22 protein-coding genes and 1 pseudogene are annotated in these 21,784 nt (G+C 73.4%); 12 read left to right on the plus strand and 11 right to left on the minus strand.

Going from position 1 to position 21,784, the window contains the following annotated elements; all coding sequences use genetic code 11:
* Positions 1-35 precede the first annotated feature (35 nt).
* The 5 genes from BM242_RS04845 to BM242_RS04865 form a co-directional block, all read right to left on the minus strand.
* A complete protein-coding gene (locus tag BM242_RS04845; protein ID WP_245833836.1) occupies positions 36-1,265 on the minus strand; it encodes an allantoate amidohydrolase in 1,230 nt (409 codons plus the stop codon).
* Positions 1,262-2,926 carry a urocanate hydratase gene (gene hutU, locus BM242_RS04850; protein WP_093837408.1) on the minus strand — a complete coding sequence of 555 codons (1,665 nt, stop codon included), beginning with the start codon at positions 2,924-2,926 and terminating at the stop codon, positions 1,262-1,264. Before hutU ends, BM242_RS04845 begins: the two co-directional genes overlap by 4 nt.
* 121 nt (positions 2,927-3,047) lie before the next feature.
* Positions 3,048-3,938, minus strand: coding sequence for a MurR/RpiR family transcriptional regulator (locus tag BM242_RS04855; RefSeq protein ID WP_093837409.1), 891 nt, complete (start codon positions 3,936-3,938; stop codon positions 3,048-3,050).
* Positions 3,895-4,089 (minus strand): DUF397 domain-containing protein, encoded by a 195-nt coding sequence (locus BM242_RS04860; RefSeq protein WP_093837410.1) that lies wholly within the window; start codon positions 4,087-4,089, stop codon positions 3,895-3,897. The genes BM242_RS04855 and BM242_RS04860 overlap by 44 nt, the downstream gene beginning before the upstream one ends.
* On the minus strand, positions 4,073-4,918 hold the full coding sequence (locus BM242_RS04865; RefSeq protein WP_093837411.1) for a helix-turn-helix domain-containing protein: 846 nt from the start codon (positions 4,916-4,918) through the stop codon (positions 4,073-4,075). The genes BM242_RS04860 and BM242_RS04865 overlap by 17 nt, the downstream gene beginning before the upstream one ends.
* A 124-nt stretch (positions 4,919-5,042) precedes the next feature.
* Here BM242_RS04865 and BM242_RS04870 point away from each other — a divergent pair, with 124 nt between their 5' ends.
* The 4 genes from BM242_RS04870 to BM242_RS04885 are packed head-to-tail and all read left to right on the plus strand — an operon-like array spanning position 5,043 to position 6,596.
* Positions 5,043-5,255, plus strand: a complete 213-nt coding sequence (locus tag BM242_RS04870; protein WP_093837412.1) for a hypothetical protein — start codon at positions 5,043-5,045, stop codon at positions 5,253-5,255.
* 5 nt (positions 5,256-5,260) lie between these two features.
* Positions 5,261-5,923: a P-loop nucleotide/nucleoside kinase family protein gene (locus tag BM242_RS04875; RefSeq protein ID WP_342746938.1), complete on the plus strand. Its 663-nt coding sequence runs from the start codon at positions 5,261-5,263 to the stop codon at positions 5,921-5,923.
* A gap of 29 nt (positions 5,924-5,952) precedes the next feature.
* Positions 5,953-6,204, plus strand: a complete 252-nt coding sequence (locus BM242_RS04880) for a hypothetical protein (RefSeq protein WP_093837413.1) — start codon at positions 5,953-5,955, stop codon at positions 6,202-6,204.
* Positions 6,204-6,596 (plus strand): type II toxin-antitoxin system VapC family toxin, encoded by a 393-nt coding sequence (locus BM242_RS04885; RefSeq protein ID WP_093837414.1) that lies wholly within the window; start codon positions 6,204-6,206, stop codon positions 6,594-6,596. Before BM242_RS04880 ends, BM242_RS04885 begins: the two co-directional genes overlap by 1 nt.
* Before the next feature lie 11 nt (positions 6,597-6,607).
* Here the strand turns inward: BM242_RS04885 and BM242_RS04890 are convergent, their stop codons facing one another.
* Positions 6,608-7,045 (minus strand): VOC family protein, encoded by a 438-nt coding sequence (locus BM242_RS04890; RefSeq protein ID WP_093837415.1) that lies wholly within the window; start codon positions 7,043-7,045, stop codon positions 6,608-6,610.
* Position 7,046: 1 nt separating this feature from the next.
* The gene (locus tag BM242_RS04895) at positions 7,047-7,661 is read right to left on the minus strand and encodes a DinB family protein (protein WP_175541272.1); all 615 of its coding nucleotides are present in this window, start codon (positions 7,659-7,661) and stop codon (positions 7,047-7,049) included.
* 62 nt (positions 7,662-7,723) lie between these two features.
* On the opposite strand from BM242_RS04895, the gene BM242_RS04900 reads away from it, so the two are divergent.
* Both BM242_RS04900 and BM242_RS04905 read left to right on the plus strand, forming a co-directional pair.
* Positions 7,724-8,725 (plus strand): helix-turn-helix transcriptional regulator, encoded by a 1,002-nt coding sequence (locus BM242_RS04900; RefSeq protein WP_217652370.1) that lies wholly within the window; start codon positions 7,724-7,726, stop codon positions 8,723-8,725.
* Positions 8,726-8,790: 65 nt separating this feature from the next.
* Positions 8,791-9,171, plus strand: a complete 381-nt coding sequence (locus tag BM242_RS04905) for a hypothetical protein (RefSeq protein ID WP_093837416.1) — start codon at positions 8,791-8,793, stop codon at positions 9,169-9,171.
* 361 nt (positions 9,172-9,532) lie between these two features.
* Here the strand turns inward: BM242_RS04905 and BM242_RS04910 are convergent, their stop codons facing one another.
* Positions 9,533-10,909, minus strand: coding sequence for a cystathionine beta-synthase (locus BM242_RS04910; RefSeq protein ID WP_093837417.1), 1,377 nt, complete (start codon positions 10,907-10,909; stop codon positions 9,533-9,535).
* A gap of 197 nt (positions 10,910-11,106) precedes the next feature.
* On the opposite strand from BM242_RS04910, the pseudogene BM242_RS04920 reads away from it, so the two are divergent.
* From BM242_RS04920 to BM242_RS04930, 3 genes and pseudogenes are all read left to right on the plus strand, one after another.
* A pseudogene (locus BM242_RS04920) lies at positions 11,107-12,258 on the plus strand (SGNH/GDSL hydrolase family protein).
* Between the two features lie 117 nt (positions 12,259-12,375).
* Entirely contained in the window at positions 12,376-13,596 is a 1,221-nt protein-coding gene (locus tag BM242_RS04925; protein ID WP_093837420.1) for an acetyl-CoA C-acetyltransferase, read from the plus strand.
* Positions 13,597-14,010: 414 nt separating this feature from the next.
* Positions 14,011-15,063: a hypothetical protein gene (locus BM242_RS04930; protein WP_093837421.1), complete on the plus strand. Its 1,053-nt coding sequence runs from the start codon at positions 14,011-14,013 to the stop codon at positions 15,061-15,063.
* On the opposite strand, the gene BM242_RS04935 is transcribed toward BM242_RS04930, so the two are convergent.
* A complete protein-coding gene (locus BM242_RS04935; protein ID WP_093837422.1) occupies positions 15,053-15,691 on the minus strand; it encodes a CGNR zinc finger domain-containing protein in 639 nt (212 codons plus the stop codon). The two genes, BM242_RS04930 and BM242_RS04935, sit on opposite strands and share 11 nt — an antisense overlap.
* 109 nt (positions 15,692-15,800) lie before the next feature.
* Here BM242_RS04935 and BM242_RS04940 point away from each other — a divergent pair, with 109 nt between their 5' ends.
* Entirely contained in the window at positions 15,801-16,685 is an 885-nt protein-coding gene (locus tag BM242_RS04940; RefSeq protein WP_093837423.1) for an alpha/beta fold hydrolase, read from the plus strand.
* A 38-nt stretch (positions 16,686-16,723) separates the two neighbouring features.
* Here the strand turns inward: BM242_RS04940 and BM242_RS04945 are convergent, their stop codons facing one another.
* Together BM242_RS04945 and BM242_RS04950 are read right to left on the minus strand one after the other, a co-directional pair.
* Positions 16,724-17,089, minus strand: a complete 366-nt coding sequence (locus BM242_RS04945) for a hypothetical protein (protein ID WP_245833838.1) — start codon at positions 17,087-17,089, stop codon at positions 16,724-16,726.
* A 91-nt stretch (positions 17,090-17,180) separates the two neighbouring features.
* Entirely contained in the window at positions 17,181-18,026 is an 846-nt protein-coding gene (locus BM242_RS04950) for a Bax inhibitor-1/YccA family protein (protein ID WP_093837425.1), read from the minus strand.
* Between the two features lie 584 nt (positions 18,027-18,610).
* Here BM242_RS04950 and lanL point away from each other — a divergent pair.
* Both lanL and BM242_RS29210 read left to right on the plus strand, forming a co-directional pair.
* The gene (gene lanL, locus BM242_RS04955) at positions 18,611-21,364 is read left to right on the plus strand and encodes a class IV lanthionine synthetase LanL (protein ID WP_139238260.1); all 2,754 of its coding nucleotides are present in this window, start codon (positions 18,611-18,613) and stop codon (positions 21,362-21,364) included.
* A 44-nt stretch (positions 21,365-21,408) separates the two neighbouring features.
* Positions 21,409-21,558 carry a VenA family class IV lanthipeptide gene (locus tag BM242_RS29210; protein ID WP_175541273.1) on the plus strand — a complete coding sequence of 50 codons (150 nt, stop codon included), beginning with the start codon at positions 21,409-21,411 and terminating at the stop codon, positions 21,556-21,558.
* The last annotated feature ends 226 nt before the right edge of the window (positions 21,559-21,784 follow it).

Consider the following 21,784-nt stretch of genomic DNA (forward strand, 5'->3'; position numbering starts at 1 on the left):
CGGCGCGGCCGGTGGGCGGCGCGCCGGGTCGCTCCTCAGCCGCATGCCAGCGCCTCCAGTACGTCGGCCAGGGCGGCGACGCCCGCCGCGCAGTCGTCCTCGGTGGCGTGCTCCGCCGGGGCGTGCGAGACGCCGGTCGGGTTGCGCACGAACAGCATGGCCGTGGGCAGGTCGGCGGAGAGGATGCCCGCGTCGTGCCCGGCTCCGGTGGGCAGCAGCGGTGCGTCCCCGAGCAGGGCGGCCAGCCGGTCCCGCAGCCCGTGCGGGAACTCCACCAGCGGGCTGTAGGACTCCCGGGTGACCGCCACGCGCACGCCGTCCCGGGCCCCGCGCTCGGCCGCCGCCCGCCCGATGGAGTCGACCAGCTCCTCCAGGGTGGTGTGGTCCGGTGCCCGGGAGTCCAGCCAGCCGCGGACCAGTCCGGGCACGGCGTTGACGCCCCCGGGCCGGACCTCCACCTTGCCGAAGGTGGCCAGGGCCCCGGCCAGCCGGGCCTTCTTGCGGGCGGCCAGCACGGTGTTGGCGTAGGTGAGCATGGGGTCGCGGCGGTCCGGCAGCCGGGTGGTGCCGGCGTGGTTGGCCTCGCCGCGGAAGTCGAACCGCCAGCGGCCGTGCGGCCAGATGGCGGAGGCCACGCCGACCGGGCGCTTCAGCGCCCGGCCCTGCTCGATATGGAGTTCGACGAACGCGCCGATCCGGGCCAGCCGCCCGGGGTCGGGTCCCAGCCCGGCCGGGTCGTGCCCGGCAAGCTCCATGGCGCGCGCGAGCGTCGTGCCGCCGGCGTCCCGCAGGCCGCGGGCGTGCTCGGGGTCGAGCCGCCCGGCGGCCAGCCGGGAACCGGCGCAGGCCACCCCGAACCGGGCGCCCTCCTCGTCGGCGAAGGCCACCACGCCCAGCGGCCGGCGGGGCCGGGCCCCGCGGCGGTGCAGCTCGTCCAGCGCGGCCAGGGCCGAGACCACGCCCAGGGGTCCGTCGAAGGCGCCGCCGTCGGGCACCGAGTCCAGGTGCGAGCCGGTGACCACGGCGTCCCCGGCGGCCGGATCGCCCAGCCAGGCCCACTGGTTGCCGTTCCGGTCGGTCTCGTGGAGCAGCCCCCTGGCCTTGGCCGCCTGCTCGAACCAGCTCCGGCACTCGGCCTCCGCCGCCGTCCAGGCGAACCGCCGGTATCCGCCGGTGCCGGGGTCCCGCCCCAGCGGCAGCAGCTCCCGCCACATCTCCTGGAAGGAGGCTCCCGGGGCGAACGGCGGCGCTTCGGCGGCGCTCATCGGGCCTCCGTCTCGTTCATCGGGAGGCGGACCTGCTGCCGGCCGGCGATCTGTTCGGCCCGCTCATAGCCCGCGTCCGCATGCCGGATGACGCCCATGCCCGGGTCGTTGGTCAGCACCCGCCGGATCTTCTCGCCGGCCGACGGGGTGCCGTCGGCCACCGTCACCTGCCCGGCGTGCAGGGAGCGGCCCATGCCCACGCCGCCGCCGTGGTGGACGGAGACCCAGGAGGCGCCGGAGGCGACATTGACCATGGCGTTGAGCAGCGGCCAGTCGGCGATGGCGTCGGAGCCGTCCCGCATCGCCTCGGTCTCCCGGTAGGGGGAGGCGACCGAGCCGCAGTCCAGATGGTCGCGGCCGATCACCACCGGGGCGGCCAGCTCGCCGCTCGCCACCATGTCGTTGAAGCGTTCCCCGGCCCGGTCGCGTTCGCCGAGGCCGAGCCAGCAGATCCGTGCGGGCAGGCCCTGGAACCGGACCTTCTCCCCCGCCAGCCGCATCCAGCGGGCCAGCGGCTCATTGTCCGGGAACAGCTCCAGCACGGCCTTGTCGGTGGCCGCGATGTCCCTCGGGTCGCCGCTCAGCGCCGCCCACCGGAACGGCCCCTTGCCCTCGCAGAACAGCGGCCGGATATACGCCGGGACGAACCCCGGGAAGGCGAACGCGCGCTGGTAGCCGGCGGTCTTCGCCTCGCCCCGGAGGGAGTTGCCGTAGTCGAAGACCTCGGCCCCGGCGTCCTGGAAGCCGACCATGGCCGCCACATGACGGGCCATCGACTCCCGCGCCCGCCGGGTGTACTCCCCGGGCTTCTCCGCCGCGTACCGGGGGGCGTCCTCGAACTCCACCCCCAGCGGCAGATAGGTCAGCGGGTCGTGCGCGCTGGTCTGGTCGGTGACGATGTCCACCGGCGCGCCTTCGGCCAGCAGCCGGGGCACCACCTCGGCCGCGTTGCCCAGCACGCCCACCGACAGCGCCCGGCGCTCGCGCCGGGCCGCCACCGCCAGCCGCAGGGCCTCGGTCACGCTCTCCGCCCGCATGTCCAGATAGCCGTGGCCGATGCGGCGCTCGATGGCCCGGGGGTCGCAGTCCACGCACAGCGCCACGCCGCCGTTCATGGTGATGGCCAGCGGCTGGGCGCCGCCCATGCCGCCCAGCCCGGCGGTGAGCGTGAGGGTCCCCGCCAGGCTGCCGCCGAAGCGCTTCGCCGCCACGGCGGCGAACGTCTCGTAGGTGCCCTGGAGAATGCCCTGGGTGCCGATGTAGATCCACGATCCGGCGGTCATCTGGCCGTACATCGTGAGGCCGAGCTGCTCCAGGCGGCGGAACTCCTCCCAGGTGGCCCAGTCGCCCACCAGATGGGAGTTGGCGATCAGCACCCGGGGCGCCCATTCGTGGGTGGTCAGCACGCCGACCGGGCGGCCGGACTGCACCAGCATGGTCTCGTCCGGGCCGAGGGTGCGCAGGGTGCGGACCATGGCATCGAAGGACGGCCAGTCACGGGCGGCCTTTCCGGTGCCGCCGTAGACCACGAGCTGTTCGGGATGCTCGGCGACCTCGGGGTCCAGGTTGTTGTGCAGCATCCGCAGGGCGGCCTCCTGCGGCCAGCCGCGGGCAGAGCGCTCGCTGCCGCGCGGCGCGCGGACGATCCGAGGTGCGGACATGCGTGTCCTCCCACTGACGGCGACACGGCCCCGACGACCGCTATTCATTCACCCTAGGCGATGAATAGGTTCAGTCAACAACACTGTCGCCACCCACCATTTTGCCCGCTTATGGCGCGCTTCACCCGAGGAAGACGCCCCGCTCCTCGGCCCGCGCGTCAAACTCCTCCAGCCGGGTCTGGGCATCGGGCAGCGCGTCGCACATGGCCTCCAGCAGCACCCGGCCCAGCATCATCGGCGCGGCGGCCGTGTCGAAGGACAGCGCCGTCCCCACCGGAGCCGCCAGCAGCACGTCCCCGGGCTCGGCCACCGGGGCGAAGGCGCTGTCCGCCACCGTGACCACGCTCAGCCCGGCCCGCCGCGCCACCGCCAGCGCCTCGCGGACCTCCCGCGGATGGCGCGGCAGCGCAAAGCACAGCAGCGCCCCCGCCCCGGCCGCCGCAGCCGCCTCGATCCGGTCCAGCAGCACCGAGCCGCCCTCGTCCAGCACCCGCACATCCGGATGCACCTTGGCCGCGAAGTAGCCGAAGCCGCGCGCCTGCGCGGCGGCGGCCCGCAGCCCCAGCACCGGCAGCGGCCGGGACCCGGCCAGCAGCCGCCCGGCCCGCTCCACCGGCCCGGGATCGGCGAGCTGCGCCGCCAGCACCCGCAACTGCTCGATCTCGGCCAGCACCGCCTGCTGATACGGATGCGCCCCGCCCCCGGCCCGCGCCCCCGGGGCCTCCTCCGCGCCCTCGCGCAGCGCGCGGCGCAGCGCGGGATAGCCGTCGAAGCCGAGCGCCACCGCGAACCGGGTCACCGAGGGCTGACTCACCCCGGCCAGCTCGGCCAGCTCCACACTGGAGAGGAACGGCGCGTCGGCCGCCCGCCGCACCAGACAGTGCGCGATCCGCCGCTGCGCCGGCGTCAGCCGGTGCCCCTCCACCAACTTCAGCAGCCGCGCACTCGATTCCTCCACCCGCCCGAGTCTATGCAGGCCGCCGCACCATCCCCACGAACGCCCGCCAGGCATCCGCGCGGACCGTCAGACCCCCCGCCCCCGGCACCTTGCCATCCCGCACCGGCACCACACCAGGCACCCCGTCGCGCACCTCAAGGCACTGCGCGTTGTCGTTCCCGCTGAAGGAGGACTTCCGCCATGGACCCTCAACCGCTGGCTTCATTCTCGTAGTCCTTGATGTATCGGCCGATTATTGCGCTGGATTCCTCTTCCGAGAGTGCCAACCTCTGCACCGATTCGTACAGCTCCTCGTAGAAGGCCACTTCCCGGGCGCTCTCCACGGCACGAGCGGTGCCGAAGCTTTCGACAAGGCCGATCGTTCCCCCCTCTTCAAGGTCCAGCAGGAAGAGGCTACCCGACTGCATCCCGTGGTCGTATGCGCGGAAAGGAACGACGTGAATCTTGATCCGTGGATTCTCCTGATATGCGAGGAGTACACGCAATTGTCCGGCCATGACCCGCTGCGAATGCGCTGGGCGCGCCAGAGCAGCCTCGTCGATCACCGCACGATAAAACGGCGGATCATCCTTGCCGAATACCCGGACATGACGCCGGACCCGCGCCGCCGCCTTCTCCGCGATGTCCTCCTCCGAGTCCCAGGGAAGACCTTTGCGGAACTGCGAGCGCGCATAGTCCTCCGTCTGGAGGAGACCGGGAATCACACCGCTGGTGAATGCGCGCAGCCGTACTGCTTCGGTCTCCTTCGAGACGACTTCCCGGGCTCCCGGCTCGATCAGCAGCTCCCGGGCCATTTCCAGCAGGTCGGTGAATTCCCGGTGCGCTCCGAGCTTCTCGTCCAGCATCGCCGCCACCGCGTCGGAGGGGCGCTGCTTCATGGTTTCGATCCTGGCAATGTAGGACTGCGGATAGCCGGTCATGACCGCCACTTCCCGCTGGCTGATGCCGAGTCTTTCGCGGTGCGCCCTGAGCCGCCTCGCGATCATCGCATCCGGGCTCAATACCGACTTGTCCACATGTCGCGCGTCTGCCATTGCTCTCCCGCCCACTACTTCCTGTCGCTGGTATCGGTCCGGGCCGCATCACAGGACCGCCTCTCACCGATAGTTCACGTAGACATACCCGCAGTGAGCGGAAGCGGCCAACGGAGTGAGCCCCATGAACAACAGATCGATGCCCCCGGACCTGTCCGAGGTGCTGGCCCGCCTCAACCGTCAGCTCCGGGAGCTGGACCTGAGCGGCGACAACGCGACCGCCGTCGGCGGGGGCCTGGTGTTCCTCCCGGCCCTGACCCCGGGCGCCACGGCCCGCCTGGTCCGGCTGCTCGGCCTGGCGGCGGTCCGGGTCGCACCGTCCGCCGGGGAGGACTGACCACCGTGGCCTGCCGGCATCTGGGCGGACTCTCGCTGGACGGTGCGGGCAATTCCCGCTGCGACGGCTGCCACGGCGTCATCTACCGCGCCCATGCCGTCGCCGCGATAGGCGGAAGGGACTGGTGCGGCGGTGCCCGCGGCGGCACAGTTGGCCGGATGATCGTGTGGCTGAACGGGACATTCGGTGTGGGGAAGACGACGACGGCGCGGAAGCTGGTGGAGCTGCTGCCCGAGGCCCGGGTGTTCGATCCCGAGATCGTGGGCTTCATGCTGCGGCACTGCATCACCGAGCCGGTCCACGACTTCCAGGACTGGCCCGCCTGGCGGGCGCTCGTGCCGGAGACCGCGGCGCAGCTCCTGAAGCACTACGGCGGCTTGCTGGTGGCCCCGATGACGCTGCTGCGTCAGGAGTATGCGGCGGAGATCTTCGGCCGGCTGGCGGCCGGGGGCGTGCCGGTGCGGCACTTCCTGCTGCATGCGGAGGACGACGAGCTGGTCCGGCGGATCGAGGACGACACGGTCGAGACCGGGGCCCGGCAGTGGCGTCTCGGCCACCTGGCGCCGTACCGCGAGGCCCGGGCCTGGCTCGACGCGGAGGCGGAGGTCATCGACACCACCTCCCTCCCGCCGGACCAGACCGCCAAACTCGTCGCCGCCCGGCTCTAATGCTTCCCACCAAGGGTAGGATTGGACGCATGAGCGGTAGCAAAAAATACTCGATCAGTCTCCCCGAAGACCTCGCCGAGGTGGTACGTGCTCACGTCGGCCCGGGTGGCTTCTCCGCATACGTGGCCGAGGCCCTGGAGCAGCGGGTCGCCATGGACCGCCTGGGAGAGATCGTCGCCCACTTCGAGACCCATAACGACCCCCTCGCCCACGACGACGTGGAAGCAGCCCGCGCCCTGCTCCGCCATGACGAGCACCGCATGGGGCAGGACGCTGCTTGATGCCCGGCACGCTTCTCCTCGACAGCGAGGGACTCTCCAAGCTCTACCGCGACGACCGTTCTGTGGTGGCCTTCATCCAAGCCGCCAGGCAGGAGGGCATCCGGGTGACCACGACCGCCATGACCGCCCTGGAAGCCGACTACGACCGGGTCCACCCCGCCCGTATCCGCTGGGTGCTCTCGCGGATCGATGTCCGTGACGTGACCAGGGAAGTATCGGACCAGGCCGCGGAGCTCCTGCGCGGCAACAGCCTCCGGGGGCACAAGTACGCCATCGACGCCGTGCTGGGAGCCGTGGCCAGGAGAGCACGTCCCCCGGTCACGGTCCTCACATCCGATCCCCAGGACATCGGTCTTCTCTGCGGGCCCGCCATCAGGGTTGTCAAGGTCTGACCGGACTGTCGTCAGTCGAGGCAGAACTCGTTGCCTTCGGGGTCGGTCATCACAAGGTGGCCGGCGCCGAGCGGCGGGTGGGGCTCGAAGCGCCGGACGCGGGTGGCGCCGTGGGCGGCCAGCCGTACGGCCTCCGCCTCCAGGGCGGCCATCCGGGACTCGCCGGTCAGCCCGGGGGCGGCCCGCACATCCAGATGCACCCGGTTCTTGGCCTGCTTGCCCTCCGGCACCCGCTGGAAGAACAGCCGCGGCCCGGCGCCCTCCGGGTCGACCACCGCCGAGGCGTCGTTGCGCCGCTCGGGCGGCACGCCCATCGCCTCCAGGGCCTGCTCCCAGGAGGTGAACCCCTCGGGCGGGTCCATCAGCCGGTAGCCCAGGGCCTCGGCCCAGAACGCCGACAGCGCGGCCGGGTCGGCGCAGTCGAAGGTGATCTGTACCTCGCGTGCCATGTCAGTTCGCCTCCTGCCGGTCGGTCCCCCGCCGGGTGGTGTGCCGGTAGAGATCACGGAGCAGGCACACCTCGGACAGATGGTGGATCAGTTCACGGTTGATGTGCAGCACGAGTTCCGCCATGGGGTGCTCGGCGAACGGGCCCTCCGCCTCCCCGCAGGGGCGGGCGAGGCCGGTCTCCCCCAGGGCCTCGACCCCGGCCCGCCAGCCGGCGTACTCGGCGTCGAGCTGGGCCAGTGCCTCCGCCGCGGTCGGGGCGTAGGAGAACGACTGGTAGTCGGTGGGCGCGCGGCCGAAGTGCGCGGCGTTGCGCACCGCGAGCACACCAACGATCACATGGCCGAGCCGCCAGGCGATGGTGGTGAACGGCGCCGGATCGGGCTCCGGCATGGCGAAGTCGATGGTCATCGCGCCGGACCCGCCCTGCACCGGCGCGGTGCCGGTGCCGCGCGGGCGCACATTCCAGCAGCCGGGCGCCGGCTCCCAGAAGTATTCGTCGTCGGTGAGCCCGGCGAGGCGGTCGCGGACCTGGTGGGTCCAGTGCCAGTCGAACTGGTCGCGCAGCATCGGATTCCAGGTCTGGCCGGTGGTCCGGTGGAGTGTCTGGTGCGTCATGGGTACAGCCTCTCGCCAATAGCGGACAGTTCCGTTCCGTGTTCTGCGGGGACGATGGGACGATGGAGCGCGTGACCGCCGAGGGGACCACCGAGCGGGTGCTGCGGCTGCTGGGGCTGCTGCAGCGCCGGACGTCCTGGACCGCCGCCGAGCTGGCCGCCGAGCTGGGCGTCACCGACCGCTCGGTGCGCCGCGACGTGGAGCGGCTGCGCGCCCTGGGCTACCCCGTGCGGGCCACGGCGGGCGTCGGCGGCGGCTACCGGCTCGGCGCGGGTACCCGGCTGCCGCCGCTTCTGCTGGAGGACGAGGAGGCGATCGCCACGGCCGTCTCGCTGCGCCTGGCGGCGGGCGGCACGGTCGCCGGGGCGGGCGAGGCCGCGCTGCGGGCGCTGGCCAAGCTGGACCAGGTGATGCCGCCCCGGCTGCGCGCCGAGGTGCGGGCGGTGCACGGCGCCACCGAGACCCTGGTCGGGCCCGGGATCGAGATCGATGCCGAGCTGCTGGTGACGCTGGCCCGGGCGTGCCGCGACGCGGTGCGGGTGCGGTTCCGGTACGCCGCCGGGCGTGGCGGCGGGGGCGGGGACGGGGACGGGGACCGGGAACGCGAGCGCACGGTGGAGCCGGTGCGGATGGTCACCACCGGCCGCCGCTGGTATCTGATGGCCTGGGACACCGACCGCGCCGACTGGCGGGTCTTCCGGCTGGACCGGATGCGCGGGACGGTGGCGACGACCTGGCGGTTCCGGGCCCGGGAGCATCCGGACCCGGTCGCCCATGTGCAGCGGTCCGTCACCGGGGCGCCCTACCGGTATCTGGCCCGGGTCCGGGTGCACGCCCCGGCCGGCCGGGTGCGGGAGCTGGTGCCGCCCCAGGTGGGGCGGGTCGAGGAGGACCGGGAACGGGACGGGTGGTGCCTGCTTCTGGTCGGCGGGGACGACCCGGACTGGCTGGCCGCGCAGGTGGCCCGGCTGGGCTTCGAGGCGGAGCTGCTGGATCCGCCGGAGCTGCGGGAGGCCGCCGCGCGGCTCGCCCGCCGTCTGGCGGCCATGGCCGGGCCCGCCTGAGGCGGCGGCAAATGGTGGGGTTAGCCCCCGTGCGCTGGGCGTTGCGGGTCTCTACCGTAGGGGTCATGAGTACTCGTGACCCTGAGCTGAAGAAGGAGCTCGACGCGACCGTGGAGACCCGTAAGGAGCTCGGGGACGCGTACGAGACGGAACTGATCGAGAGCTTCCTGGAGAAGCTGGAGGAGCGCATCGACGCCACCGTGGACAAGCGGGTGCGCCGTCAGCTCGCCGAGCAGCAGCTGCTCACCCGGGGGTCCCGGCGTTCCGCCGGACGCGAGGGCGGCGGGCACGGGCCCGGGCCGGCCTTTGCCCTGGCCGTGCTCTCCCTGGTGCTGGCGATTCCCCTCTCCGCGATCGGCGCCGCCAATCTCGGGCTGCCCGGCCTGCTGGTGGCCTGGGGCGGGGTCGTCGGTGTCAACTACTTCTACTCGACCATGCGGCACTGAGCACACCGGCACCGCGCGCCCGCCGGCGGGCGCGCAAGGGGGGCGGCGGCCCGGTGGCCGCCGCCCCCCTTGCCTTGCCCTTGCCTTGCGCGGGAGAAGGATCAGGCGGGGACCGCCGCACCCCGGCGTGATCGCCAGGGGCGGGACGACGGCGGTCCCCGCGGGACGGCGGCGGCCTGGGTCGTAGGCTCTGCCGCTCGTCCGGGCGCTTGGAGGTCCGGGAGCCGCTCCGGAGGTCCTGGCGCCGACACCAAGAACTCTGCCGGACAGGTGTTAAGGCGTGATTGCCACACCGTGACGGGTCGGGATCAATTGCACGGCACCTCCGGCCGTCTCCGCGCCCCCGGCCCGGCCGCGGCGGCTACTGGGCCAGGAAGGACAGCAGGTCCTGGCGGCTGACCACGCCCCTGGGCCGGCCCTCCACCAGCACGATTGCGGCGTCCGCGGTGCGCAGCGCGGCCATCAGGTCGGCCACCGGCTCGCCGGAGCCGACCTGCGGCAGCGGCGCGCTCAGATGCTGCTCCAGGGCGTCGTCCAGGGTGGCGCGGCGGGCGAACAGCGCGTCCAGCAGATCGCGCTCCACCACCGAGCCGACGATCTCCGCGGCCATCACATCGGGGTGCCCGGCGCCCGGCTTGACCACCGGCATCTGGGAGACGCCGTACTCCCGCAGCACATCGATGGCCTGGCCGACCGTCTCGTCGGGGTGCATATGGACGAACTCCGGCATCCCGCCGGCCTTGCGGCGCAGCACATCGCCGGTCCGCAGCTCGGGTTCGCCCTCCTCCAGAAAGCCGTAGTCGGCCATCCATTCATCGTTGAAGATCTTGCTGAGGTAGCCGCGCCCGCCGTCCGGGAGCAGCACCACCACCACGTCGTCCGGGCCGAGCCCCCGGGCGGCCTCCAGCGCGGCCACCACCGCCATCCCGCAGGAGCCGCCGACCAGCAGCCCTTCCTCACGGGCCAGCCGCCGGGTCATCCGGAAGGAGTCCTGGTCCGAGACGGCGATGATCTCGTCCGGGACCGCCCGGTCGTAGGCGGTCGGCCAGAAGTCCTCGCCCACGCCCTCGACCAGATACGGCCGGCCGGTGCCGCCGGAGTAGACCGAGCCCTCCGGGTCGGCCCCGATGACCTTGACCCGGCCTCCGCTGGCCTCCTTCAGATAGCGGCCGGTGCCGGTGATGGTGCCGCCGGTGCCGACGCCCGCCACGAAGTGGGTGATCCGCCCCTCGGTCTGCTTCCACAGCTCCGGGCCGGTGGTCTCGTAGTGCGAGAGCGGGTTGTGGGCGTTGCTGTACTGGTCCGGCTTCCAGGCGCCGGGGGTCTCCCGCACCAGCCGGTCGGAGACGTTGTAGTAGGAATCCGGATGCTCGGGGTCCACGGCGGTGGGGCAGACCACGACCTCCGCGCCATAGGCGCGCAGCACATTGATCTTGTCCGTGGAGACCTTGTCCGGGCAGACGAAGATGCAGCGGTAGCCCTTGCGCTGGGCCACGATGGCCAGGCCCACCCCGGTGTTGCCGGAGGTGGGCTCGACGATGACGCCGCCCGGGCGCAGCCGGCCCGAGGCCTCGGCGGCCTCGATCATGCGCAGCGCGATCCGGTCCTTCACCGACCCGCCCGGGTTGAAGTACTCCACCTTGGCCAGGACGGTGGCCGTGACGCCTTCCGTCACGCTGTTCAGCCTTACCAGCGGGGTGTTGCCGACAAGGTCGACGATCGACTCGTGATAGTGCATGGGGTCTCCGGTCTGCGCACGTCATCGGGCGGATTCCGGCCGCCCTCAAGGGCAGCACTCTATTGTCCCGCGCAGCACGGACTTCGCCCCGGGTGCATGAGTGGACACACGTTGCAATTGGCGGCAGAACGGGCACGAAACAGAGAGTGTAGGGAAAACACCGGGCGCAACCGCGACACGGAGGAGGCGGTCGGCGGATGTCCATGGCAAGGGTGGCCCGGCGGGTCGCCACGGCGGCGGCCTACGGGGGCGGCGGGATCGGTCTGCTGGGCGGGGTAGCCGCCGGAATCCTGCTGGCCGAGATGCAGATGGCCCGGCGGAGCATCGGCGTCAACGACGACATCCCGCCGGACGCCGACGGGCTGTACGGCGCGGAGTACGGCGGGGTGCCGGGCAGCCGGGTGCCATGACGGCTGGCCTTCCTCGGTGACTCCACGGCGGCCGGGCTGGGCGTGCAGCGGGGCCGGGAGACCCCGGCGGCGCTGCTGGCCGCCGGGCTGGCGGCGATGTCCGAGCGCCCGGTGGAACTGCGCAATGTCGCCCTGTCCGGGGCCCGCTCGGACGATCTGGAACGCCAGGTGGACCTGGTCCTCGGCACCGGCAGGGGCACCGGCGAGGGCACCGGCGAGGGCACCGGCACCGGGGACGCCGCAGCCGGCCCGGGGGACGACGGCCCCGGGCGCCGGCGGCGGACAGTGCCGGATGTGTGCGTGCTGATCATCGGCGCCAATGACATCACCGGGCGGCTCTCCCCCGCCGCCTCGGTGCAGCATCTGTCCCGCGCGGTGGCCCGGCTGCGCGGGGCGGGTGCGCAGGTGGTGGTGGGCACCTGCCCGGATCTGGGCTCGGTGGAACCGGTCTGGCCGCCGCTGCGCTGGCTGGCCCGGAGGGCCAGCCGCCGGCTGGCCGCCGCGCAGACCATCGCCGTGGTGGAGCTGGGCGGGCGCACCGTGTCCCTGGGCGATCTGCTGGGGCCGGAGTTCGCCGCCCGGCCCCGGGAGATGTTCGGCCCGGACCACTACCACCCCTCGGCACAGGGCTATGCCACGGCCACGATGGCGATGCTGCCCACCCTCTGCGCCACCCTGGGCGTCTGGCCGGAGGAAGAACGGACGGCGGCCGGACGGCGGGAGAGCGTGCTGCCGGTGGAGCGCGCCGCGGCCGAGGCGGTGGCCGAGGGCGGCACGGAGGTCACGGCCGCGGACGGCGGGCGCCGCGCGCCCTGGGCGCTGCTCAGGCACCGCCGGCGCCACCGGGTCCGGGCCGGGGAGGCCGAGCCGGCCGTCCCGCGGCCACAGCACAGCACCACCGCCCCGGGCCCCGGCCACGGCCCCGGCGCGGCCTCGTGACCCTTCGGCCGGGTGCGGCTGGAATCACATGCGGCGGGTCGTGACCTTCGGGCTACGCAGGGGTAGCTTCCGACGGGTAACTTCTACTGAACAAGCGCTCAGCCGGGAGAGGCCGCCATGCCCGAAGCCGTGATCGTCTCCGCCGCCCGTTCGCCCATCGGCCGCGCCTTCAAGGGCTCGCTGAAGGACGTCCGGCCCGACGACCTGACCGCCGAAATCATCCGTGCCGCACTGGACAAGGTGCCGCAGCTCGACGCCCGCGAGATCGACGACCTGATGCTCGGCTGCGGCCTGCCCGGCGGCGAGCAGGGCCACAACCTGGGCCGGGTGGTGGCCGTGCAGCTCGGCATGGACCATCTGCCCGGCTGCACCGTCACCCGCTACTGCTCCTCCTCGCTCCAGACGACCCGGATGGCGCTGCACGCCATCCGGGCCGGCGAGGGCGACGTCTTCATCTCCGCGGGTGTGGAGACGGTCTCGCGCAGCGTGAACGGCAGCTCGGACGGCATGCCGGGCACGCACAACCCGCTGTTCGCGGATGCCGAGGCCCGCACCAAGAACCGCGCCGAGCAGGGCGGCGAGGACTGGCACGACCCGCGCGAGGACGGCGGGGTGCCGGACGTCTACATCGCCATGGGCCAGACCGCGGAGAACCTGGCCCGGCTGAAGAACATCAGCCGCCAGGAGATGGACGAGTTCGGCGTCCGCTCCCAGAACCTCGCCGAGAAGGCCATCGCCGACGGCTTCTGGCAGCGCGAGATCACCCCGGTCACCACCCCGGACGGCACGGTGGTGGCCGCCGACGACGGCCCCCGGCCCGGCGTCACCATGGAGGGCGTGGCCGGGCTGAAGCCGGTCTTCCGCCCCGACGGCCGGGTCACCGCGGGCAACTGCTGCCCGCTGAACGACGGCGCCGCCGCGCTGGTCGTGATGTCCGACACCAAGGCGCGCGAGCTGGGCATCACCCCGCTGGCGCGGATCGTCTCCACCGGTGTCTCCGGGCTCTCCCCGGAGATCATGGGCTACGGCCCGGTGGAGGCCACCCGTCAGGCCCTGGCCAGGGCCGGGATGTCCATCGGGGACATCGACCTGGTGGAGATCAACGAGGCCTTCGCCGCCCAGGTCATTCCCTCCTACCAGGACCTGGGCATCGATCTGGACCGGCTGAACGTCAACGGCGGCGCCATCGCCGTGGGCCACCCCTTCGGCATGACCGGCGCCCGGATCACCACCACGCTGCTCAACTCCCTCCAGTGGCACGACAAGCAGTTCGGCCTGGAGACCATGTGCGTGGGCGGCGGCCAGGGCATGGCGATGATCATCGAGCGACTGAGCTGAGCACCCCCGCACGCCCCGCCGGCCCAGGGCCCGGCGGGGCGTGCGGGCGCGCGGTGGCGCGGGGAGGCGCGGGGAGGCGGGAACGCGGGGGCGCACCGGAGGTGAGGGGTGAAGCACATTCGGGTGCGGTTTCGCGCCGGTAGCCGCCGAATGTGATGCAGATCACGGCACATCGTCCCGTTTATGGCAGTGATACCCAAGCGGCCCCAGGTTGTGACGTGCGCCGGACCGCTCCGCGTTCGCCCTGGTCAGAGCCGCATCGCCGAAAGCCCCCGGACGCCGCCCGGCCGATGCCCCGGCGCAGGGGACCAAGGTCCCGTCCAGATAGATGACGTTCCGCTCTGCTCCCCATGGCAAGGGCCGGGAAACCTGAGATAGGAATCAGGGGGACCCAATCCGACTGGGAGATCGTTCGTGAGCGCCATATCCCTCACCCTGCTGGTGGCGGCGGGGCTCTCCGCCGCGCTGTGCGGTGTCACCCTGTACACCGCGCGCAGCCTGCGCACCGAGGTCGCCGCGCTGCGGGCCGAACTGCGGACCACCCCCCGGTTTCCGCCGGCCAGGACGGCGCCGGACGAGGAACTGATCCGCGCGGCGGTCGCCGACGCACTGGCGGACGAGCGGGAACGCGAACTGGCCGAGGCGCGCGCCTTCTGGGCGGAGCAGGAGGTCCGCGAGGGCCGGCTCGGCCAGCTGCTGGCCGCGCGCTGCGATCCGGACATGTCCGAGGTGGACGAGGCCCTGCTGGACGCGCTGCTGGACGGCTGCCTGCCGCCGGGCGACAACGGCGGCGGCACGGCCGGCGGCTTCACCGGTTTCGGCGGCAGCGGCGGCTTCGGCGGCAGCGGCGGTTTCGGTGGCAGCGGCAGCGGGTCCGCCGCCCCCGGCGGGGCCCCCGGCCCCACGGCCGCCGAGGGCTTCACCGTCCCCGGCGCCGGGCCGGTCTTCCTGCCCCGGCAGGGGCCCGCCGGAAGCGGCCCGGACTCCGGGGACGGCGGGGATCCGGCCGAATCCGCGGAGCTGGCCGCCGCCCGCCGCCGGCATCCCTCCAACCCCGGCTTCAGCCTCTCCGGCGAGCCGGTGGACCCGGGGACCGGGGCCCGCGCCGCGGACCCCGGGCAGGAGACGGACCCGGACGAGCCGGGCGACGGCGACGGGGTCTCCTCCGAGGAGGAGCTGGCCCGCACGGCCGGCCGGCTGGCCCGGCTCGCCGAGGACCGCACCCCGCTGGCCGATGTCCGGCCCGGGCCGCTGGGCACCCTGGACGTCTATCTCTTCGCGGACGGCACCACCGTCTGCCTCTCCCCCGGTCACCGGGAGACCGCCGAGAAGCTGGCCGACGCGCTGCGCGCCGGCACCCCGCCGGTGCTGCTGGGCGGCTCCGGGGTCTCCGGCGCCTACGCCCTCACCTTCGCCTGCGGCGGCGAATCCGTCTATCTGCTGGCCGACCGCGTCGTCACCGCCTGAGTTCCGCGCCGGGGCCGCCGGCCCGGGAGTCCGGGGAGTCCGGGGAGTCCGGGGAGTGGTGACGGCGGTAGTAGCGGGCGACCCGGGTGCGGTTGCCGCAGCGGGCGGGTGAGCACCAGCGGCGGCGCGGATGCGCCGGCAGGAACAGCATCACGCAGTCCTCGGCCTCGCACTCCCGGACCCGGGCCACGGCCGGGCCGGTGAGCAGTTCGACGGCGGCCTCCGCCAGCACCGCCGCCAGCACCGCCGCCGGCTCTCCCGGGCGGTGCGGTTCCGCGATCAGGCGCGAGCCGTCCCAGCGCGCCCGGCGTACGGCGGGCGCGGCGCGCTGGGCGTCGTTGAGCCCCCGCAGCGCGGACGCCGGCGGTTCCCCGCCGGCGCGCAGCGCCCGCAGGGCGCCCGCCGCGTCCTCCCGCACCCGGTGGACCGCCGCCAGTCCGGCGGCGTCGGCCGTGGAGCCGGGCGGCAGCGGGCGGCCGTCCCCGAGCGCCCGCTCCAGTTCCAGCCAGGCGGCCAGCGCCGGGACGCTGCCCAGCAGGTCGGCGGTGGCGCCGCCGGGCCCGCGGGGCCGGGTGTTGATCAGATCGAGGGCCAGCGGCTCACCGGTCAGCGGGACGGCATCGGTCATGCCCTCATGCTACCTAATGCGATCTCTCGCCATTGACACATTAGACGTGCCCCGGATATGACTGTCGCGACATCGACTAATGCGTCTTACCCCCTAGGAGCCATGTGTCATGGTGATCGCGCACCTCCCCCGCACCCGGCACCGCCACCTCGACGTGGACGGGGTGCGGGTCTTCTACCGGGAATCGCTGCCGGACCGGCCCGACGCGCCGGTGCTGTTGCTGCTGCACGGCTTCCCGTCCGGCTCGCACCAGTTCCGCCGCCTGATCGACATGCTCGGCGGCCGGTACCGGATGATCGCGCCCGACTACCCGGGCTTCGGCCACACCGAGGCCCCGGAGGGTTTCCGCTACCGCTTCGACCGGCTGGCCGAGGTCGTCGAGGGCTTCACCGACCGCCTCGGCCTGGACCGGTTCGCGCTCTATGTCTTCGACTTCGGCGCTCCGGTCGGCTTCCGGATGGCCGTCCGCCGCCCCGAGCGGATCACCGGCCTGATCGTGCAGAACGCCAACGCCTACGAGGAAGGGCTCAGCGACGCCGCCCGCGACATGATCGCCAACCGGCCCGGGGTGCCCGGCGCCGAGGAGCGGGTCGGCGTGCTGTTCACCCCGCCCATGACCCGCGGCCAGTACGAGACGGGCACCCCCGACCCGGAACTGCTCGCCCCGGACGGCTGGACCCTCGACCAGCACTTCCTGGATCTGCCGGGCCGCCGGGCGGCCCAGGTCGCGCTCGCCCTGGACTACCACACCAATGTGGCCCAGTACCCGGTGTGGCAGCGGTGGCTGCGCACTCACCGGCCGCCCGCCCTGGTGGTCTGGGGCCGCGGCGACCCGTTCTTCACCGAGCGGGGCGCCCGCGCCTATCTGCGCGACCTGCCGGACGCCGGGCTGCATCTGCTGGACGCCGGCCACTTCGCCCTGGAGACCGGGCTGGACACCATCGCCCCCCTGGTGGACGGCTTCCTCGGGCGCCTCGCGGCCCCCGCCCGGTGACGGCGACCGGCGCTGGACCAGCGGCCCGCGGAGGCGGCCTAGGAGGCGGCCTCGCGGAGCAGCGCCAGGGCCTGCCCGGCCTCCCGCGCGGCGGCCTCGCCGGGCCCCAGCGCCCGCACCGCCTCGATCAGGTCGTGGCCGGTGACGGCGAGCTGGTCCCCGACGGCGAAGATCCCGGCGTCGGGCAGGGGCGGCAGCCCGGCGGGGCGGCCCTCCAGGCGCTGCGCCCGCCGCGCCAGCTCGGCGGCGAGCGCCCTGCCCCCGGCGGCGGCGCCGCGCCGCAGCGCGCTCTCCGGCAGCCGCCGCAGCCGCCCGGCCGCCCGCTCCACGGCCCGCTCCAGCGCTTCCAGCTCCGGAGTTACCCGCTCCGGAGTTACCCGTTCCGGCTCCTGTGCTCCCGCCATGCCGCGAGGATACGCGGGCACCAAACGGCCGGGCCGGCCGGCGGAGTGTCCGCCGGCCGGCCCGGCCGCTGTAGGGGTGGAGCCCCGCCGGTCATTCGCCTTGCAGGATGGCGATGATCCGCAGGAACTCCAGGTAGATCCAGACCAGGGTCAGGGTCAGACCGAAGGCGGCCAGCCAGGACTCCTTCTCCGGAGCACCGTAGGCGATGCCGTCCTCGACCATCTTGAAGTCCAGGGCCAGGAAGCAGGCGCCCAGGATGATGCCGATGGCGCCGAAGATCAGGCCCAGCGAGCCGTCCCGCAGGCCCAGGCCGTTGCCGCCGCCGATCATGGCGACGATCAGGTTGATCATCGCCAGGCCGATGAAGGCCAGCGCGGCGGCGATCACAAAGCGGGTGAAGCGCGCGGTCACCCGGATGATCCGCTGCTTGTACATGAAGAGCACGGCCGCGAACACGGTCATCGTGCCGAGCACCGCCTGCATGGCGGCCCCGGGCGCGTACTCGTTGATGTAGTTGCTGATCACGCCCAGGAAAACGCCCTCGACCGCGGCGTAGGACAGGATCAGCGCGGGCGAGGCCTGGCGCTTGAAGGACTGCACCATCGCCAGCACGAAGCCGATCAGGGCGCAGACGATGCCCACACCGATGGGCAGGTCCATCACCCAGGCGACGGTCGCGGTGGCGATCACCGTGCCCAGCGTGAGCGCGGTGCGGGAGACCACGCTGTCGATGGTCATGACCCCGGCCGGGGCCCCGGGGGCGCCCGGGTACGCCGGCGCGCCGGCCTGCTGCTGCGCATAGGGGTTCGTCGGCTGGGCGTACGGATTGGTCGGCTGCGCGTGGGGAGTCGCCGTCTGCGGCCCCGCATTGAACTGCGCGTAGCCACCACCCTGGCTGAACCCCCGGCGCGTGAAGACCGGGTTGCTGCTCCTCATCTCACTCCTCCATGGCCGCTACGGCACGACCTTGTCACCAGAGTAATGCTTTAGCAAAGAGTGCACCGTAGTCCACGGCATACAACGTCGGAAGGGGATGTTACCGTTCCGTCGCTCTCCCTCCCGCAGCGTAAGCCCGGCGGGGTACGGAGTCGCCAGTGGACTACCCCCATCTTTCCCGGAGATTCCTCCCTCGGTGAGATGACGGCAAACGGACGGTCACCGGCGGCCCGTTCACCGGGACCAGGGAACTCATCGCCGGCTTCGCGCTGATCGAGGTGCGTTCCGAGGAGGAGGCCGTCGAACGGGCCTCGCGTTTCGCCGACGTCTTCGAGGCCACCGGCACCGAGGGGGAGATCGGCGTCCGCCGGGTCTCCGAGGGCCGGCGGAGCCTGCCTGATCATCCCTCCGGCGGCCGGGGCCCGCGCGGGCGCACCCCCGAACCGAGAAGTATGTCTGTGCGCTTACCCGATGGGGTGATTCCGGGCAGCGGTGCGTTGGCGTGTCCGCGCCACGGGGCAGCTCCTTCCCCGCCGGCTCCGGTGAACCCGATGCCGCGCCCGGACCGGCGGAAGGGGGCAGTGATGACACATCGCGTGACGGAAGGCGGGCTGGAACACCTTCTCGACAACGCACTCCGCACGACCGGGACCGGCACCCGGTGGACGGTCACCACGGACGGAATGTGGTGCCGGGCGACGCCGGACTCCGGGGAACTGCGCGAACAGGGCTGGAAGCTGCACCTGTCGGCGACGGCCGCCTCGGCCGCGGCGGTCCTGGAACGGGCGCTCGGCGTGCTGCTGAGGGAGGATTCGGTGTTCAAGTTCGCCCGCTCACTGGCCCAGGTGACCATCCTGAACGCCCGCAGCACCCCGCGCGGCAGCTCCGGGAAATTCCTCACCGTCTACCCCGGCAGCGACGAGGCCGCGGCCCGCCTCGCGCGGGAGCTGCACCGGGCCACCTCCGGGCTCGCCGGTCCCCGCATCCTGTCCGACCGGCCCTACGCGCCGGGCAGCCTGGTGCACTACCGCTACGGCTCCTTCGTGGGCCGGCGGCGGCTCTCCGAGGACGGCCTGATGGTGTGGTACGTCCGGGATCCGGACGGCAATCCGGTGGAGGACAAGCGGACCGGCGCGTATCTGCCGCCCCCCTGGGCGATCTCCCCCTTCCCCGAGGAGCCGGGGGTGCCCGTCAAGCCGCCCGCTCCCAGGAGCACGGTCATGCTGGGCGGACGCTTCGCGGTGCGGGAGGCGATCCGGCACACCAACAAGGGCGGGGTCTACCGGGGTACCGACACCCGCACGGGGGCTCCGGTGGTGATCAAGGAGGCCCGGCCGCATGTGGAGGCGGACGCCTCCGGCCGGGATGTCCGGGACTGGCTGCGCGCCGAGGCCCGGATGCTCAAGGAGCTGGGGGGCCTGGGGCTGGCTCCGGAGGCGCTGGCGGTGTTCGAGCACGGCCGGCATCTGTTCCTGGCGCAGGAGGAGGTGCCGGGAGTCACGCTGCGCACCTGGGCCGCGGAGCACTTCCGCGACGCCGGCCCGGACCGCTACCGCGCCGACGCACTGGCCCTGGCCGGCCGGCTGGTGGACCTGGTGGCCGCCGCCCACGCCCGGCGCTGCGTCCTGCGGGATCTCTCCCCCGGCAACGTCGTGGTCCGCCCGGACGGCGAACTGCGCCTGATCGACCTGGAGCTCGCCGTACTCGACGACGGGTCCGCCGAGCCGACCCGCCTGGGCACCCCGGGCTTCAGCGCGCCGGAGCGTCTGACCGACGCGCCGGTGTCCCCCACGGCCGACTACTACAGCCTCGGTGCCACCGCCTGCTTCGTCCTGGCCGGGCGCGTGCCGCAGCTGCTGCCCGAGGAGCCCGCCGACCGCACCGCGGACGCGCGCATGGCCGCCTGGCTGGGGGCCTGCGCCGTACGGCTGCGGCTGCCGGCCGGTGTGGTGACGATGCTTCTGGGGCTGCTGAGGGAGGACCCGGCCGAGCGCTGGGACCCGGGGCGGGCGCGCGCGGCACTGCGGGCGTCCGCCGCGCCGCCGGTGTCCGGCCGTGCCCGCGTGGCCCCCGCCGCCGCGCCGGCGGTCGCCGGGCCCGCCCGGCCGGAGCCGCCGGACGGCGTCGGCGACGCGGTGGCCGGGATCGTGGACTATCTGATCGATTCCATGACACCGGCCGACGACGGACATCTGTGGCCGGTGTCCACCACCGCCGGAGAGACCGGTCCCTGCACCGTGCAGCAGGGCGCGGCCGGCGTCCTGGCGGTGCTCTCCAGGTACTACGAACTCACCGGCGACCCGCGTCTGCCAGGGGTGATCTCCACGGCGGGACACTGGATCGTGCGGCGCACCGGCACCCGCCGGGCCCGGCCCGGTCTGTACTTCGGCGGCCCCGGCACCGCCTGGGCCCTGTACGACGCGGGGCGGGCCGTGGACGACGACCGGCTCACCCACCACGCCCGGGCGCTGGCCCTGGCACCGCTGGAGACCTCCCCCAGCCACGACATCACCCACGGCACCGCGGGCAGCGGAATGGCGGCTCTCCATCTGTGGGAACGCACCGGGGACGCGCGTTTCGCGGAGCTGGCCGTGGCGGCCGCCGACCGGCTGGCCGCCGCCGCCCGCCGCGGGCCCGCCGGGGTGAGCTGGGCGGTACCCGCCGAAGCCGTCTCCCGGCTGGCCGGCAGACACCACCTCGGCTTCGCCCACGGTGCCGCCGGCATCGGATGCTTCCTGCTGAGCGCGTCAGCGGTCTCGGACCGCCCCGCTCACCTGGAGCTGGCCGTGGACGCCGGAGAGCAGTTGCTGTCCCGGGCGGTGGTGGCGGGCGGGGCGGCCAACTGGCCCGCCGAGGCCACCGACCCGCCGACCTCCCCCTACTGGTGCCACGGGGCGGCGGGCATCGGCACCTTCCTGATCCGGCTGCACCGGGCCACCGGCGATCCCCGGTTCGGCGACCTGGCCCGCCGCGGCACCCGGGCGGTGGCGGACCACGCCTCGCGCGCCCCGGTGACCCAGTGCCACGGGCTCGCGGGCAACGGGGACTTCCTCCTCGACATGGCCGACGCCACGGGCGAGGCCGCCCACCGCTCTCTGGCCGGGGAACTGGCCCGCCTCATCCTCGCCCAGCAGGCCCGCCGGAACGGCCATGTGGTCTTTCCCAACGAGTTCGGAGACGTCTCGGCGAGCTGGAGCGACGGTGCCGCGGGAATCCTGGCGTTCCTGCTCCGGCTGCGGCACGCCTCACCCCGGCACTGGATGGTCCGGCCGCCGGCACCGCCCGCCACCACCCCCCGAAGCACGGGAGACCGGCCCCGGCCGGCCTGCCCGTCATGAGCGGCGCAACCCGCGTCGCCGACCCTGCACAGAAGGAGAAGATCATGCCGAACAAGGACCTCGAACTGCTGGCCGAGCTGCACGCACTCCCGGAGACCGAGCCCGTGGAGTTCGAAGGGGCGCAGAACGGGACCTGCGCCTGCATCGGCCTGCTGACCGTGCTGAACACCGTCTGCATCGGCATCACCTGCTGATCAGGCCACCGCAAGGAAAACCTCTCCACGACGGGCACGGCGGGCACACCACCGGTGCTGCCGGCCGCACGGCCGGCGGCACCGGGCGCGCCGTGCCCACCGCCGCCCCACCGTTGCCGCCCAGCGGCGCGCCGGTGGGGCGGTCACTTCCGGGACGGCGCCCGGTGACCACGCACGCCCTGCGCGGAGCCAAGGCGCACCGTGCGCCCACGGTGCGCCCGAACGA

The organism is Streptomyces aidingensis, assembly GCF_900112355.1.
Lineage (GTDB): Bacteria > Actinomycetota > Actinomycetes > Streptomycetales > Streptomycetaceae > Streptomyces > Streptomyces aidingensis.

Bases quoted from the DNA above. Each gene is read 5' to 3' on its own strand.
- BM242_RS04945 (WP_245833838.1), bottom strand. From the start codon at position 17,089: ATGGCGGGAGCACAGGAGCCGGAACGGGTAACTCCGGAGCGGGTAACT.
- hutU (WP_093837408.1), bottom strand. From the start codon at position 2,926: ATGTCCGCACCTCGGATCGTCCGCGCGCCGCGCGGCAGCGAGCGCTCT.
- BM242_RS04895 (WP_175541272.1), bottom strand. From the start codon at position 7,661: ATGACGCACCAGACACTCCACCGGACCACCGGCCAGACCTGGAATCCG.
- BM242_RS04885 (WP_093837414.1), top strand. From the start codon at position 6,204: ATGCCCGGCACGCTTCTCCTCGACAGCGAGGGACTCTCCAAGCTCTAC.
- BM242_RS04950 (WP_093837425.1), bottom strand. From the start codon at position 18,026: ATGAGGAGCAGCAACCCGGTCTTCACGCGCCGGGGGTTCAGCCAGGGT.
- lanL (WP_139238260.1), top strand. From the start codon at position 18,611: ATGACACATCGCGTGACGGAAGGCGGGCTGGAACACCTTCTCGACAAC.
- BM242_RS04845 (WP_245833836.1), bottom strand. From the start codon at position 1,265: ATGAGCGCCGCCGAAGCGCCGCCGTTCGCCCCGGGAGCCTCCTTCCAG.
- BM242_RS29210 (WP_175541273.1), top strand. From the start codon at position 21,409: ATGCCGAACAAGGACCTCGAACTGCTGGCCGAGCTGCACGCACTCCCG.
- BM242_RS04860 (WP_093837410.1), bottom strand. From the start codon at position 4,089: ATGAAGCCAGCGGTTGAGGGTCCATGGCGGAAGTCCTCCTTCAGCGGG.
- BM242_RS04890 (WP_093837415.1), bottom strand. From the start codon at position 7,045: ATGGCACGCGAGGTACAGATCACCTTCGACTGCGCCGACCCGGCCGCG.
- BM242_RS04880 (WP_093837413.1), top strand. From the start codon at position 5,953: ATGAGCGGTAGCAAAAAATACTCGATCAGTCTCCCCGAAGACCTCGCC.
- BM242_RS04940 (WP_093837423.1), top strand. From the start codon at position 15,801: ATGGTGATCGCGCACCTCCCCCGCACCCGGCACCGCCACCTCGACGTG.
- BM242_RS04925 (WP_093837420.1), top strand. From the start codon at position 12,376: ATGCCCGAAGCCGTGATCGTCTCCGCCGCCCGTTCGCCCATCGGCCGC.
- BM242_RS04865 (WP_093837411.1), bottom strand. From the start codon at position 4,918: ATGGCAGACGCGCGACATGTGGACAAGTCGGTATTGAGCCCGGATGCG.
- BM242_RS04905 (WP_093837416.1), top strand. From the start codon at position 8,791: ATGAGTACTCGTGACCCTGAGCTGAAGAAGGAGCTCGACGCGACCGTG.
- BM242_RS04910 (WP_093837417.1), bottom strand. From the start codon at position 10,909: ATGCACTATCACGAGTCGATCGTCGACCTTGTCGGCAACACCCCGCTG.
- BM242_RS04870 (WP_093837412.1), top strand. From the start codon at position 5,043: ATGAACAACAGATCGATGCCCCCGGACCTGTCCGAGGTGCTGGCCCGC.
- BM242_RS04900 (WP_217652370.1), top strand. From the start codon at position 7,724: ATGGAGCGCGTGACCGCCGAGGGGACCACCGAGCGGGTGCTGCGGCTG.
- BM242_RS04855 (WP_093837409.1), bottom strand. From the start codon at position 3,938: ATGCCTGGCGGGCGTTCGTGGGGATGGTGCGGCGGCCTGCATAGACTC.
- BM242_RS04935 (WP_093837422.1), bottom strand. From the start codon at position 15,691: ATGACCGATGCCGTCCCGCTGACCGGTGAGCCGCTGGCCCTCGATCTG.